Source organism: Streptomyces sp. NPDC032472 (assembly GCF_040636955.1).
GTDB lineage: Bacteria > Actinomycetota > Actinomycetes > Streptomycetales > Streptomycetaceae > Streptomyces.
In genome coordinates this window covers 1-12,697 of the sequence record NZ_JBEZVK010000113.1, presented here as the reverse complement: position 1 = coordinate 12,697, position 12,697 = coordinate 1, and the positions used below count along the sequence as shown (strand labels likewise).

General features: G+C 72.1%; 17 protein-coding genes. 7 read left to right on the top strand and 10 right to left on the bottom strand.

Annotated features, from left to right (window positions below; all coding sequences use genetic code 11):
- Nucleotides 1-55: 55 nt before the first annotated feature.
- Both AB0F11_RS35630 and AB0F11_RS35625 read right to left on the bottom strand, forming a co-directional pair.
- The gene (locus AB0F11_RS35630; RefSeq protein WP_362183204.1) at nt 56-649 is read right to left on the bottom strand and encodes a hypothetical protein; all 594 of its coding nucleotides are present in this window, start codon (nt 647-649) and stop codon (nt 56-58) included.
- Between the two features lie 407 nt (nt 650-1,056).
- The gene (locus AB0F11_RS35625) at nt 1,057-1,656 is read right to left on the bottom strand and encodes an Hsp20/alpha crystallin family protein (protein ID WP_362183201.1); all 600 of its coding nucleotides are present in this window, start codon (nt 1,654-1,656) and stop codon (nt 1,057-1,059) included.
- Between the two features lie 282 nt (nt 1,657-1,938).
- Here AB0F11_RS35625 and AB0F11_RS35620 point away from each other — a divergent pair, with 282 nt between their 5' ends.
- Nucleotides 1,939-2,241: a hypothetical protein gene (locus AB0F11_RS35620; protein WP_362183198.1), complete on the top strand. Its 303-nt coding sequence runs from the start codon at nt 1,939-1,941 to the stop codon at nt 2,239-2,241.
- Between the two features lie 20 nt (nt 2,242-2,261).
- Here the strand turns inward: AB0F11_RS35620 and AB0F11_RS35615 are convergent, their stop codons facing one another.
- The 3 genes from AB0F11_RS35615 to AB0F11_RS35605 all read right to left on the bottom strand — a co-directional run bounded on the left by AB0F11_RS35615 (nt 2,262) and on the right by AB0F11_RS35605 (nt 4,653).
- Nucleotides 2,262-2,528: a hypothetical protein gene (locus tag AB0F11_RS35615; RefSeq protein WP_362183195.1), complete on the bottom strand. Its 267-nt coding sequence runs from the start codon at nt 2,526-2,528 to the stop codon at nt 2,262-2,264.
- Between the two features lie 75 nt (nt 2,529-2,603).
- Nucleotides 2,604-3,224 carry a carbohydrate-binding module family 20 domain-containing protein gene (locus AB0F11_RS35610; RefSeq protein WP_362183192.1) on the bottom strand — a complete coding sequence of 207 codons (621 nt, stop codon included), beginning with the start codon at nt 3,222-3,224 and terminating at the stop codon, nt 2,604-2,606.
- 145 nt (nt 3,225-3,369) lie between these two features.
- Nucleotides 3,370-4,653, bottom strand: a complete 1,284-nt coding sequence (locus AB0F11_RS35605) for a geranylgeranyl reductase family protein (RefSeq protein ID WP_362183207.1) — start codon at nt 4,651-4,653, stop codon at nt 3,370-3,372.
- Between the two features lie 274 nt (nt 4,654-4,927).
- Here AB0F11_RS35605 and AB0F11_RS35600 point away from each other — a divergent pair, with 274 nt between their 5' ends.
- Both AB0F11_RS35600 and AB0F11_RS35595 read left to right on the top strand, forming a co-directional pair.
- Nucleotides 4,928-5,215 (top strand): hypothetical protein, encoded by a 288-nt coding sequence (locus AB0F11_RS35600; protein WP_362183190.1) that lies wholly within the window; start codon nt 4,928-4,930, stop codon nt 5,213-5,215.
- 10 nt (nt 5,216-5,225) lie between these two features.
- Complete coding sequence (locus AB0F11_RS35595) at nt 5,226-5,480, top strand: hypothetical protein (protein ID WP_362183187.1); 255 nt, start codon at nt 5,226-5,228, stop codon at nt 5,478-5,480.
- 72 nt (nt 5,481-5,552) lie between these two features.
- Here the strand turns inward: AB0F11_RS35595 and AB0F11_RS35590 are convergent, their stop codons facing one another.
- Complete coding sequence (locus AB0F11_RS35590) at nt 5,553-5,774, bottom strand: hypothetical protein (RefSeq protein WP_362183184.1); 222 nt, start codon at nt 5,772-5,774, stop codon at nt 5,553-5,555.
- A 197-nt stretch (nt 5,775-5,971) separates the two neighbouring features.
- On the opposite strand from AB0F11_RS35590, the gene AB0F11_RS35585 reads away from it, so the two are divergent.
- The 4 genes from AB0F11_RS35585 (at nt 5,972) to AB0F11_RS35570 (ending at nt 9,475) form a co-directional block, all read left to right on the top strand.
- A complete protein-coding gene (locus tag AB0F11_RS35585) occupies nt 5,972-6,847 on the top strand; it encodes a potassium channel family protein (RefSeq protein ID WP_362183181.1) in 876 nt (291 codons plus the stop codon).
- A gap of 138 nt (nt 6,848-6,985) precedes the next feature.
- Nucleotides 6,986-7,264 (top strand): ABC transporter permease, encoded by a 279-nt coding sequence (locus AB0F11_RS35580; protein ID WP_362183178.1) that lies wholly within the window; start codon nt 6,986-6,988, stop codon nt 7,262-7,264.
- A 33-nt stretch (nt 7,265-7,297) separates the two neighbouring features.
- A complete protein-coding gene (locus tag AB0F11_RS35575) occupies nt 7,298-8,065 on the top strand; it encodes a hypothetical protein (RefSeq protein ID WP_362183175.1) in 768 nt (255 codons plus the stop codon).
- Nucleotides 8,066-8,071: 6 nt separating this feature from the next.
- Nucleotides 8,072-9,475, top strand: coding sequence for a hypothetical protein (locus tag AB0F11_RS35570; RefSeq protein WP_362183172.1), 1,404 nt, complete (start codon nt 8,072-8,074; stop codon nt 9,473-9,475).
- Nucleotides 9,476-9,541: 66 nt separating this feature from the next.
- Here the strand turns inward: AB0F11_RS35570 and AB0F11_RS35565 are convergent, their stop codons facing one another.
- The 4 genes from AB0F11_RS35565 to AB0F11_RS35550 all read right to left on the bottom strand — a co-directional run.
- A complete protein-coding gene (locus AB0F11_RS35565; RefSeq protein WP_362183169.1) occupies nt 9,542-10,615 on the bottom strand; it encodes a M14 family metallopeptidase in 1,074 nt (357 codons plus the stop codon).
- Nucleotides 10,616-10,625: 10 nt separating this feature from the next.
- Complete coding sequence (locus AB0F11_RS35560) at nt 10,626-10,946, bottom strand: hypothetical protein (RefSeq protein ID WP_362183166.1); 321 nt, start codon at nt 10,944-10,946, stop codon at nt 10,626-10,628.
- A gap of 66 nt (nt 10,947-11,012) precedes the next feature.
- The gene (locus AB0F11_RS35555) at nt 11,013-11,747 is read right to left on the bottom strand and encodes a TetR/AcrR family transcriptional regulator C-terminal domain-containing protein (RefSeq protein WP_362183164.1); all 735 of its coding nucleotides are present in this window, start codon (nt 11,745-11,747) and stop codon (nt 11,013-11,015) included.
- A 178-nt stretch (nt 11,748-11,925) separates the two neighbouring features.
- The coding region (locus tag AB0F11_RS35550; RefSeq protein WP_362183161.1) for a polysaccharide deacetylase family protein at nt 11,926-12,697 on the bottom strand (772 nt) is incomplete at its 5' end.

Here is a 12,697-nt window from a genome sequence, read left to right as displayed (position 1 = left end):
GCACCTCCCCGACAGCGCGTCGGGGCAACCCCCACCAGGCCTTCTGCACCACCCCTCAGGCACCGGGGGTCATGGGCCGCTTGTAGTACCGCCACGGGAACCATCCCGCGCCTACCGGAATCCAGCCTTCGGACTGCATCCGCCGGTGTCGCGCGACGGAGGGGAGCGCGACCCGGCAGTGCTCCCAGGGCTGGCCTGACGCCTCCACCTCGTGGAAGAAGGGGCCGTAGCCGACCATGTGCCAGCCGTCGCGGCCGGCCTCCTCCAGGGCGGCCATCTCGTTGAACGCGGACAACCCGCTGAGGGTGCGGCGCTTCGGGGCGTTCGGCCCTTCGGCGGGCGGTGCCGACGCGCCCGGGCCGACGGCCTTGGCCGCGAAGCGCTGCTGGGCGGCTTGGCGGCTCACTCCCAGGACGCGGCCCACCGTGTCCCAGCTGTGCCCGGCGGCCCTGGCGCCCTGGACGGCCTCGCGCAGCAGCCGGCTCGCCTCCTCGGCGCCGACGCGCGACGCGTCCACCAGGCGCAGGTACCCGTGGGCGTCGTGTTCCAGTGAGTCGGCCAGCCCCTCGGGGGCGCCGAGGACGGCTGCGGCGATACCTTCCCGGATCCGGTCCATCTCGGCCGGGTGGAGCAGTGGTTCGTCGGTCATCGGCGTGCTCCCGCAAGGGGTTCGAGAGCGTCGAGGGCGGCGGCCCTGGGTGCGGGGGCGGGAGGGACGTCGTCGTCCTCGTGCCGGGTCTTCGAGTTCAAGATCAACATGCGTCAAAGAAACCTTGACGGCGCCGACTTGTCAAGAATTTCTTGACGCGCCTGTGCCGCGCCGCCGTCTGGCGGCCGACCGCCCTGTCCCGGCGGAGCCGGTCGGCCCGGTCAGGCGCTTCCCCGTCGAAGGTCGGGCAGAACAGAGGCCGTTGGCGGTGTCGGGCGAGGTGTGGGGCGGGCGCCCCGGCAGCCGGCCGTACGGGTCGGCTCGGCCGCGGAGATCGCAGGGCTTGGACCCGCCCGCACCGTCGGGCATGGCGGCGCGGGCGGGTTCAAAGCGCGAGGCGGGGGTGGTCAGATGCCCGTCTCCGGCTCTCCCAGGGTGGATGCCCCGGGGGATCCAGCGGTGTCGCCGCGGGCCTGTTCCTCCTCGGCCCGGGCCGTGGCGCCCGCCACGAAGGTGTTGTGCGCTTCGACCGGGGTCATGCGGCTCGCGCCCGCCGGCTCGCCCGACGCCTTTCCCCCGAGTTCGTGCTGTTGCTTGTGCTGCGCGATTTCGATCCTGCGGCGCTGCTGCCGTGTCGTCTTGGGGATGGTCAGGGTGAGGACACCGTCATCGAGGCGCGCGTCGCAACGCTCGGGATCCGCTCCGGCCGGCAGGCTCGTCCGGTACATGAAGCCGGCCCGCCGACTGCTGAGGACCTTGCCGTGATGTTCCTCGGACAGTTCGCCGCTGACGATCAGCTCCTCGCCCTCGACCTCGACGTCGATGCTCTCGGCCGGGTAGCCGGGCAGTTCCAGCTTGAGCGTGTACGAGTCGTCGTCCTCCGCCTCCTCGGCCTTCGGCAGCCAGGTCCCGCTGCCCCCGGCGGGTGCGGCGGCCTGCTCCAGGAACCGGCCCATCTGGTCCCACATGCTCTCGAACTCCGCGAACGGGTCCCGTCCATGCAGCACTGCACCCGGACTGCTCCCGTGGCGTCGGATCGGCAGTACCATCGCCGTCACCTCCCGTGATGATGCCGGGTGGCGGGAGCGCCTCCCGGTACAGGGCGACTAACCGCACCATCTGCGGCTAAACCGGCATGGCCCGCCGTTCTCTGCGGGCCGGGAGGGCCGGGAGGGCCGGGAGGGCCGGGAGGGCCCGGGAGGGGCCGGGAGGGGCCGGCGAGAGGCCGGAGGGGCGACTCCACGCCTCGCCTCCGCGTTCGCGGCCCGGCCTCTCACTAGCCTGGCCCCATGACTGCCTCCGCCGAGCCCGGCCGGGCCGACGTCCCCGCCCGGTACACGATCGTGCTGCACCCGGGACCGCCCGCCGAACCGGGTTCCGAAGCCGAACGCGACCGCGAGACCGTCCTGCGTACCGCCCGGGTCGAGGCCACCGGCGCGCTCGGCGTTTCCGGCTATCCACGCTACGCGGGTGAGGGGGTGCAGGCCGAGATCGACCCGGAGACGCGGACCGTCGAAGCGGTGACCGTGGACGGCGCCGAACTTCCCTTCGGCTGGACCGCCGGGCTGGCCGAGGACGCCCGCCCGGACTGAGGAACGGCGGCGGCAGGCGCTCAGAGCAACCGCAGCGCCGCCTCGCACGCGTGGCACCGCCGGTCCTCCAGTGGGGCCGGGTACCACGGCTCACCCGGTGCCGCCGGCCGGTAGTGCGCGTGCTCCATCGGGTCGGTGTCCTTCCCGCACAGCGTGCGGGGCGCCGGGTCCTCCGGTACGTCGGGATCGGCGCCGGCGGCATGCACGCGGACCACGACGGGCTCGACGCCGTCGGGGCCGATGGCCCGGTCCGGTTCCAGCTCGAACAGGACGATGATCGATCCCATACCCGCAGAATGCGGCACCGCGGACGGTTCCACACCACGGGGCGGCCGTCCGTGGGCCGGCCGGGGCGCGGCCGTTCAGCAGTGGTTGACGGCCACGGGGTGGTTCTCGTACGGGCCGTACCCCGGGAAGGTGGCGGTCGCTGCGGGGGCGACCTCCCGGCAGATCGACGCGCTGCCGTCGCGGTAGAGCACCTGGAGGGTGTAGGGGCTGCCGCAGCCGTTGAAGACGGAGGTGTAGCGCCAGGTCTCGGACCAGCCGGCACACGTCGGCGCGATGCCGGAGGCCGGCGTGGCGGCGGTGAGCCGGAAGGTGTCCCGGGTGGTGACGGGGGCGTCGGCCCAAGGCCGCAGGAGGCGGTTCGCGCCCTCCTCCCACGTGATCGTTCCGTCGGCCTTCTTCACCAGGTACTTGTACTCGACGGGGGAGCCGGAGGCGACGACGCCGTCGGCAGCCCAGGTGGGGTAGCCGCGCGCATCGAGGGGCACGGCCCGTGCCGGATCCCAGGACCCGAGCGCCGGAGTACTGCCGACGGCGAACACCTGGTCGCCCCACTCGGTGCCTGCGGTCACCTGGAAGTGGATCGGCGCACTCGCCGGGACGTCCGCGGCGGCGGACGGCGAAGCGCCGGAGAGGAGCGCGGCGGCCAGCGCTGCCGCCGCGCTGACGGTCGCGCGTCGGCGTCCCGGTCCCTGCATGGATTCGGGTCCCTTCGTGGGTGGTTGAGGAGTGGCCTCACCCTATCCACGCCTGCAAAAGCTTGCAGCAATTTTCAGAAAACTTCCGGTGGTGAATGTCACGGCACGCCTCAGGGCAGGAGAGGGCGACGTAAATACGGCGTGCTCAGCGACGCGGGGTGGGCACGAGGCGCAGGAGGGTGTGCAGGACGGCGTCGATGGTGTCGTGGGCGGGTTCGTCGGACACCTGGGTGAGGAGACGGGCGAGGGTGCGCAGGAGCGCGGGGGAGGCCATGACCCGGGGGTGCAGGAGGGGGCGGAAGCCATAGCGGGAGAACACCAGGTCGCCGGCGAGGTTGCCGAGGCGGTAGTAGCGGCCCCAGCGGCGGCGGATCTGGGCCGGGTACTGCTGCAACGCGTGTTCGCGTCGTGGTCCGGCGGGTCGCGCGAGGGCCAGGACGATGGTGTCGGCGGCGACCTCTGCGGCTTCCATGGCCTGGGCGACGCCTTCGCCGCTCCAGGGGCTGACCATGCCGGCGCTGTCGCCTACCAGGAGCAGTCCGCCCCGGTACTGCGGGCGCCGGTTCAGGCCCATGGGCAGGGGTGAGCTGCGCAGTGGCGAGTCGGCGTTGTCCTCGCGTAGTCCCCACTGCTCGGGGGTGCGCCGGAGCCAGTGTTCCAGTGCGGCGCGCAGGTCGACCGGCCGGTGGTGGCGGTGTTGTGGCAGGGCGCCGAGGCCGACGTTGACGCGGCCGTCTCCGAGCGGGAACACCCAGCCGTATCCGGGCAGGTCCCGTCCGGTGCCGGGGCAGCGCAGGTCGGCCCACAGTTCCAGGTACGGGTCGTGGGTGCGGGCCGGGCTGCGGTAGTAGCGGCGGGCGGCGGCCGCGACGGGCCGGTGCGTGTCGCGTTGCAGTCCCAGGGCCAGAGCCGTACGTGCGGAGGCCCCGTCGGCCGCGACGACGAGCGGCGCCCTGTAGCGCACCGGCTCCCCGTCCGGCCCTCGGGTGGCGGAGACCCCGACGACGCGGCCGGCCCGGTCGGTGAGCGGGGCCGTCACCTTGACCCGGGTGTGCAGGCGGGCGCCGGCGGTACGGGCGTGCGCGGCGAGGAGGTCGTCGAAGTCGTGGCGGCTGCGGGTCAGCCCGAAGTCGGGCACGGTGCCCAGGCGGGGCCAGTCCAGTTCGACCTGCTGTCCGCCGCACACCCAGCGCATGCCCCGGTTGCGCATCCAGCCCGGCGCGTTGATGTCGATGCCCATGCGCACCAGCTGGTGGACGCCGCGGGGAGTGAGACCGTCGCCGCAGACCTTTTCCCGGGGGAAGTCGCTCTTCTCCAGCAGCAGGACGTCCACACCCGCGCGTGCCAGGTGCACCGCGGCGGCGGAACCGGCAGGTCCCGCGCCGACCACGATGACCTGCGCCTCCTCGCCGCCGGTGCCGTCCGGCAGCGGTCGGCTCGGGTCGGGGGTGCTGTTGCCGCCTGCGACCTTGCGATCCGTGCTCACACCACCACTATGCGCGCCCGGCACCGAGACGACTACGCAGCAGGGCCGAGAGCCCGGCGCGTCGTTCGCCGCGCCCGTCCGGAGCCGATGCGCAGGGCGCCGTGGCGCTGCGGGTTGGCGGCCCGGCGGCCGGGAAGACGCTACGGGCGCACGCTGGCCGCACCGCGCGGCCGGCAGCCAGGACAGCCACCCGGGCGGTACCGGAGAGGAGCACGAGATGAGTCGGCAAAGGCGCAAGGACGAAGACGCGTTCGCGAGGGCGCGCGACGAAGCGGAACCCGGAGCCCACTCCGGATCCGAGAGCCAGGCGCACGAGCGCACCGTTCCCGGCACGGCCGGCGCGCGGGAGGGCTACCACCGGGCGGGCACGGGCAGCGGCGAGCCGCTGAAGGGCGTCGAGGCGGAGCAGGACCGGCCGGCCCGCGAGGCTGGGGACGAGGCCGGGGGCGGGAGCCGCGGCGGACGACGCCGGCGGGGCGGCGGGCCCGGCCCCTCGGACCGGTGAGGAGGCGGGCATGCACGTCACCCCGGACCAGGTCCGCGCGCTGCTGGATCCGGCGGGCCGGGACCACTCGCTGGTCTTGCTGGAGGGCCGCACCGAGGTGGTCCCCACGGCCCGCCTGACCTCGCCCCGCTACGCCGGGGCCGTCGAGGTCGTCTCCGGCCGGGACCTCGCCGACGCCCTCGGCTCCTCCGGCTCCCCGGCAGCAGAGGACCTGGACGCGCTGACCGCACGGCTGGACACCGCGATCACGGCCCTGGGCGCCTGAGCGGCACACCCACGGCCGCCGAAACGCCCTTGGGCCGTCGGTTGCGAGCCGACGACCCAAGGCCGTGCGGGGTCAGTAGCCGGTGCTGCCGTAGATCCGCTGGCCGTCGTAGGTGCCGCCTTGGCAGTACCAGTAGCCGTCGCTGTGTTTGACCGGGTATCCGTGGCCGTACTTGCAGTCCCCCCAGGACACCTGGGGTGCTGCCGCCGCTTCGGCCGTGAATGACGCCGTGGCGCTCATTCCTGCGAAGGCCAGGGTTGCGAAAGCCAGGCCGAGTGTTCGCCTGAGGCGCATGGCCTACTCCTCTCGGGTTAGCCCGTTCGGGTCCTTCCAGCATGGCGGCGCGACGTGTCTGCGGGCGCGCGTGGTTACTCCAAACGGGTGATTTCGGAGCACTCTCTTGTGCCGGAGAGCCAGGCAGCACCGCGGCAAGCGGGCCGTCCGGACGGTACGTTTCCCGAAGCGCCGGTGTGACGTGAGAGGGAAGGCCAGTGGGCTGGTTCGTCAATGCCGTGGGTTTCGTCTCGGTGCTGTACATCCTGCGGGACGTCTTCCACACGCTGTGGCACCCCACGCGCCACGGCGGGCTGAGTCGGCTGGTGATGTCGCTCCTGTGGAGGCTGACGGCCTCGCTGAGGGGCGGACGCCGCGCCTCCGGGCTGGCGGGACCGGTGGCGATGGTCACGGTGGTCGCCGTGTGGGCCCTGGTCGTGGTGGTGGGCTGGGCGCTCATCTACTGGCCGCACATGCCGGAGGACTTCACCTATGCCGTCGGGCTGCGGCCCGCGGAGCACGCGGATTTTCTCGACGCGCTCTACATCTCCCTGGTCCACATCTCCACGCTCGGCCTGGGCGACATCGCGCCCGCCGAGGGCTGGCTGCGCATCCTCGCCCCCTTGGAGGCCGTGGTCGGTTTCGTCCTGCTGACGGCGACGGTGTCGTGGACCCTCGGCATCTACCCGGCCCTGGCCCGGCGCCGGGCGCTGGCACTGCGCCTGTCGCACCTGTCGTGCACGCACCCCACGACGGAGCAGATCGACACCGACGCGGGAGCGGCGGTCATCGACAGCCTGGCCGCCGGAATCTCCGTGATCTCCGTCGACTTCATGCAGTACGCGGAGTCGTACTACTTCCATGACGGGGACGACCGTACGTCCCTGGCCCGCAACCTCGCGTACGCCGACAACCTCGCCGGCCAGGCAGCCGGCGCCCGGCTGCCGGACGTCCGGCTCGCGGGCGCCGTACTGCGCGCCGCGCTGGAGGACCTCGCCGTCATTCTGGACGAGCGCTTCCTCCACACCAGCGGAACGCCGCGGGAGGTGTTCGACGCCTTCGCACAGGACCACGCACCCCGCACCGGCCGGTGACGCCGGGGGAGCGGGTCCCTTGACCGGGGCATGTGCCCGCGCGGAGACTTGTTTACGTAGTACGCGTGCCTCGTAGGTGTACGCCGATCCCCCGAGCGCCCCTTTCCGCGCGGGGCGCGTAACAGAGGGGAGGCCGCGATGGCTTTCCATGCCCTGCACGACCGCAACCCCGGCACCCTCCGCCCCCGGTTCTGGCTCGAGGTCGCCCTGGGAGCACTCTCCGGGCTGCTCCTCCTCGTCACGCTCCTCTGGCACGACTGGATCGAGCTCCTCTTCGGCGTCGAGCCCGACGCCGGCAGCGGAGCCCTCGAGTGGCTCATCGTGTCCGTCACCGCCCTGGTCACCGTCCTGTGCGCGCTCGGCGCACGGCTGGAATGGCGCAGGGCGCACCCGGCCGCCGCGCACGGCACGCGCTAGCGGGGACCGGGCCGAAGCGAGAGGAGGACCGCCATGCCCGAGGACGTGAGGGACCTCATCAGGCAGGCACCGCTGAGTTTCGTCGGTACGGTCACCCGGCTCGGTGACACACGGGTGGCGGACGTACCGGCCGACGAGCGGACCGCCGTGGTCAAGGTGGACGTGGTGCTGCACGCACCCGACGCCTTGAAGAACCTCGCCGGCAGCGAGGTCACCGTACAGCTGTCGGACGAGCTCGACCTGCCGGCCGTCGGCGATGCGGCCGCCTTCTTCACCCACGAGGCGGTCTACGGCGAGGCCCTGGCCGTCAAGGAAGTCGGACGGGTGTCCCCGGACGTCGTCCGGCCCAACATCGCGCGCGCCGCGACGACCGCCGACGCGATGCCGTTCTCCGCGCTCCAGCGCGACATCGAGGACGAGGACATGGTGTCCCACGCGGACGAGGCGGACGCGGTGGTGGTCGGCGTGGTCGTCGGCCTGCAGCAGGCAACCCGCGCGCAGGCGGGGAGCGGCGAGTCGCCGAACGTCACCGAGCACACGCCCGACTGGTGGCTCGCACAGCTCGACGTGAGCCACGTGGAGCATGGCGAGCTCACCCCGGGGCGGATCACCGTGCTCTACCCCAACAGCCGGGACATCCACTGGTACTCGGCTCCGAAGCCGAAGGCCTCGCAGGAGGGAATGTGGCTGCTGCACGCCACCGAGGGCGACCTGGCGGCGTGGGCCCCGTTCCAGATCCTCCACCCGGACGACTACCAGCCTGCGCAGAAGCTCGAAACGCTGCAGGCAGCACGGAGGTGAGCGGGCATGCCCACGCTCAAGGTCGTCGACATCACCCCCGCCGCACTGAGCGGCGACCGCTCCCAGGACGCCGAGCCCGACCTCGCCGTCAACCCCGAGGATCCCCGACAGATCGTCGCGAGCGCGTTCACCCTCGACCCGATGCGGGGCCCCCTCGCCCCGGTGTACGTGTCGACCAACGGCGGGGACACGTGGGTCCTGCGGAACGTCGTCCCCGGCGCCACCTCGACGCAGGGCACAGGAGACCTCTCGATCAGCTTCGCGTCGAAGGGCGGCGCCCTCTACGCGGGCATCCTCAACGCCAAGGCCCGGCGCCTGGAGGGCGTCCTGCGCATGCAGATCCTGCGCTCCCCGGGCGTCTCCTCTACGGCACCCATGGAGGTCCTGGTTTCCCGGGACGCACCGGACCAGCCCTGGCTCGTGGCCGGGAGCACCGGCGCCGGCCCCGCCCGCGACCGGGTGTACGTCGGCAACAACGACATGGGACGGCGGCCCCGGTCCGCCGCCGTAGAGGTCTCCGACGACGCCCGCACGGCTCCGGCGCCCGCCGGGTTCACGCAGAACCGGGTCGAACAGCGCACCCCCTTCGGTCAGGACGGGCCGCCGGTACGCATCGCGCTCCACCCCGACGGCACGGTCTACGCGGCTCACGAGAGCTGGCGGAACGCCGTCGAGGCCGGCGGCGGCATCCTGAACGTCACCTACGACGTCGTGGTCTCCCGGGACGACGGCGGAGGCGTCGGGGCGAACGCCTTCCAGGACCTGAAGGACGCCGACGACTCGGCCATCGGCCAGCGGGTCGTGGTGGACCGGACCGAGCGGTTCAACGGGGAGATGGGCCAGGAGCGCCTCGGCGGCGACCTCGCGATCGCGGTGGACCCCGCGGACGCGGCCGGCGTCTGGGTGGCCTGGTGCGACCGGGTGGGCGGGCAGCTGGGCTGCACCCTGCACGTACGCCACTCCACCGACCGCGGCCAGACCTGGTCGGACGACGACGTGCGCACCGTCATCAACGCCAAGAACCCGGCGCTGGCCGTCAACACGGACTCCCTCCTCGGGCTGGCCTACCAGCAGTTCAAGGACGGGCAGTGGATGACGGTGCTGGAGCTGACCGCCGACGACTGGCAGACCCCGGCCGAACGCCACCTGCTGCACCAGTCGTCGGCCGCCGTGCCCGTGGCGCGCTTCCTGCCGTACCTCGGCGACTACATCCGCCTGCTGGCGGTCGGCCGGGACTTCTACGGGGTGTTCTCGGGCAACAACACGCCCGACCCGGCCAACTTCCCGGAGGGGGTGACGTACCAGCGGCGCGCCGACTTCGTCAGCCACCAGCTGCTCGACCTCGACAACGTCACGCGGGTGCCACCGTCGATCGACCCGTTCTTCTACCACTACACGCGGGCCGCGTAGGCCCCGTGGTTGCCATGGTTGAGGCGCCCGCCCCGCGGGCGCCTCGACCATGAACGGGAACCACCCTCACGTGGCGGCGGTCAGGCAGAACTGCACCAGGCCGGCGTCGACGTCGAGGACGATCTTCTTCATCTCGGCCCACGGCGGGTGGAAGCTCTTGCCCCACTCGATGGTGAAGGCCAGGATCCTCTCGCTCGACGGGTTGAGGATGTGCCGCGCGTAGGCGTAGTCGTCGCTCGTACCGCAGGTCGGGTACAGGTCGAAGGCGGACTTCGGGGTGTACTCCTTGCCCCGTACGCCCTTCAGGGCCTTGCAGAACTGCTCCGCGAGCACCGCGGAGTCGTCGGCATCGGTCTTGGCGAGGAACTCCGCGTAGAGCAGGTCGTCCCGCAGCCCGCGCTTGTGGTCGAAATCGCGGTTGTGGAAGGTCTTCGCCGGGTCGAGGGACTGGTTCTGGTCGTCGCCCCAGACGTAGAGCATGTTCTGGGTGTAGCTGTGCACGTCGACGAACCAGCGGGTGCGCGGGTGGCCGTCGAGCAGCGCGCGGACGTTGCGCGTCTCGGGCTCCGAGAACGGCCGGGGCCCCTGGTACACCTGGTCGGGGTCGGACGGGTCGTCCGAGACCCGGACCGGGGCGTCCGGGTGGAACGCCGTCTTGAAGTCGAAGAGGTGGTCGTAGTTGCGGTTGAGGTCAACCCCGATGGCGGCCGGGTCGCCCCCGGACTGGGCCGGGTTGCGGTTCCTGCGCCACATCGGGTCGACGGTCTGGCTGTAGTGCCGGCCGTCGGGGTTGACGAGCGGGAAGACGATGACGTCGAGCTCCTCCATGATCGTGCGCACCTGGGCGGAGGTGAAGCTCGTACCGCCGTACGCCAGGCCCGTCCCGCCGGCGTGGCCGTGCAGCAGGTCGGCCGCGAGGTTGACGAGGATCTCGCAGCTGCCCCATTCGCGGGCGTGGGCGCCGCCGATGAGGACGACGGCGGGCTTCGGCACCAGGGTGTGGACACCGATACGCAGGGCATGGCAGGTCCGGCCCTCGAAGGTGGGCTCGGGCAGTTCGACGAGGTCGGCCGTGTCGTCGAAGGCGGTGGCCAGGCTGGTCACTGCGGAGGAGACCTCGGTGATGTTCATGTACGGCATGGCGTCCCTCCTAGGCGTCCTTCACCTTGAGGGCGAGACCCTGCGGAACAGCGTCCTCCGGTGCATACCGGTCGCCCTGCCCGACCTCGGCCTGGCGGGCGCGGCCGACGGCGGCGGCGTCCTCGACGGTCGTGACCGTCACGCCGTCGCGCTCGAGGGCTTCGGCCTGTTCGGGGGAGACATAAGCGTCGATGGTGAGACTGCCGTCCTCGGCCTCGCGGACGCGTCCGCCGACGTCGGGACGGGCCTCGCGCAGCAGTGCGCGGAGGGTGTCGGCGTCCTTGGCCGTGACCCGGACGCGCAGGACTGTGTACTCGTTCTCGTTGGACATGACGGGCCTCCTTGCGGCGCCGTCGGTGGGATACGTACGCATATGAGCGATGTGTACGTCGTATCCTCAGCGTGCGCCTCCGCCGTAGAAGGCGTCAAGGGGCGCCTCGGGCATGCGGCTGAGCAGGCTGTCGAGACCGGCTATGAGTTCCTGTTCGTCGTCGTAATCCGCGAGTTTCGGGGCGAGGGCGCGCAGTCGCGGGTACTCGGCGGCGGGCAGCCGGTGCAGGCCGAGCCGCAGCATCAGGTCGGGCTCGTCGGGGTTGTCGACCACCTGGCGCTTGTCCACGAGGAGGCAGCCGAGGTTCCACGCCACGAAGGCGCGGTAGATCGTCAGCGCGGTGGCGTCGTCGAATCCGGCCCGGCCGAGGACGGCGAGGATGTGTTCGGTGAGCTGCAGCATCGGCGCCGGGCGCCGGGCCACCGGCACGCTGAGCGGGCGGGTGGCCACGACGGGCAGGATCTCGGGATGGGCGTGCACCACGGCGGCGAAGGCTCGGGCGATCCGCCGCAGCTCCGCCCGCCAGGCGGGTACGTCGGACGTGACGTCGAAGGCCGTGCCGGCCGAGGTGCGCAGCCGGTCGTTCACCTCGGCGAAGAAGGCCTCGACGAGCCCGTCGAGCAGGGCCTCCTTGCCGACGGTGTACCGGTAGATGGCCATGGGCTCCACACCCAGGTCGGCGGCCAGGCGGCGCATGGTGAGCGCCGCCAGGCCCTCGCGGTCGACGAGGGCGACGGCCGCGGCGAGCACCAGGGGGCGGCTCAGGCGGCCCCGCCGTTCCGGGGTGTCCGGCTCGACCATGTCCGTACTCCCATCGCCCGGCGGTGCCGCGCGGGGTCGACCCGCTCAGCGCACGTAGGGATACGCAGTACATTTACTCCAGTATTGTACTAAACATCCCCGGATATCCGTAGGCCGTGGGCGGCTGCCGACCTGGCCAGAGGCCAGAGGTCAGTCCTCAGTGGCCAGTGGTCAGTGGTCAGTACGGCCGGGCCCGCTTCGCGAAGGCCGGCGACAGCTCGTTCTGCGAGGCGCTCGGGAAGGCGACGGTGTTCGGGTCCCCGTCCGAGACGTACCGGCTCTTCCCGGCGGCGAGCTTGTCCAGCCAATGCGACGAACCGAACTCGGCGTCCTCGTCGTTGTGTCCCGCCGAGCGGATCCGGGGGATCGCGCCGGGGGTGAAAGCCTTCGCGAACGGCGAGACCGAGGGGTTGGCCCCCACGAGGTACACCCCGTCGTATCGGTAGCCCGATCCGCGCAGTGCGACCCCGGCCGGCTCGGGCATGGCACCGAAGGGCAGGGCGAGCGAGGTGACCTGCGTCCCGGGCGCGGCCCGCTCGATCGCCTCCTGGCCCGCCGAGATCGCCCTCGCGGCGCCCGCCTGGTCCAAAGAGCGCAGGTTCTCGTGCCCGCCGGTGTGGTTGGCGACCTCGTGGCCGTGCTCCTTCAGCCAGGTCAGGGCCTTGGCGGAGCCCGTCGCCGAGAAGGCGTCCGCGTTGACGAAGAAGGTCGCCACCGGCGTGAAGGCGGGGAACTTCTTCGCCGTTTCCGCCAGGATGGCCACTGCGGTGTCCGGCGCCGGGGTCCCGCCGGGGCCGAGGCGCACCTGACTGTTGGTCGAGTCGTCGAACGTGAGGACCACGGGGTGCGTGCCGGCCGGGATGTCGATGCGGCCCGTCTGGAAGTCCCGTGCGGTCACCGGCACGTAGTTCTCCCGAGCGAGGCGTTCCAACTCGGCCCGGAAATCGGCC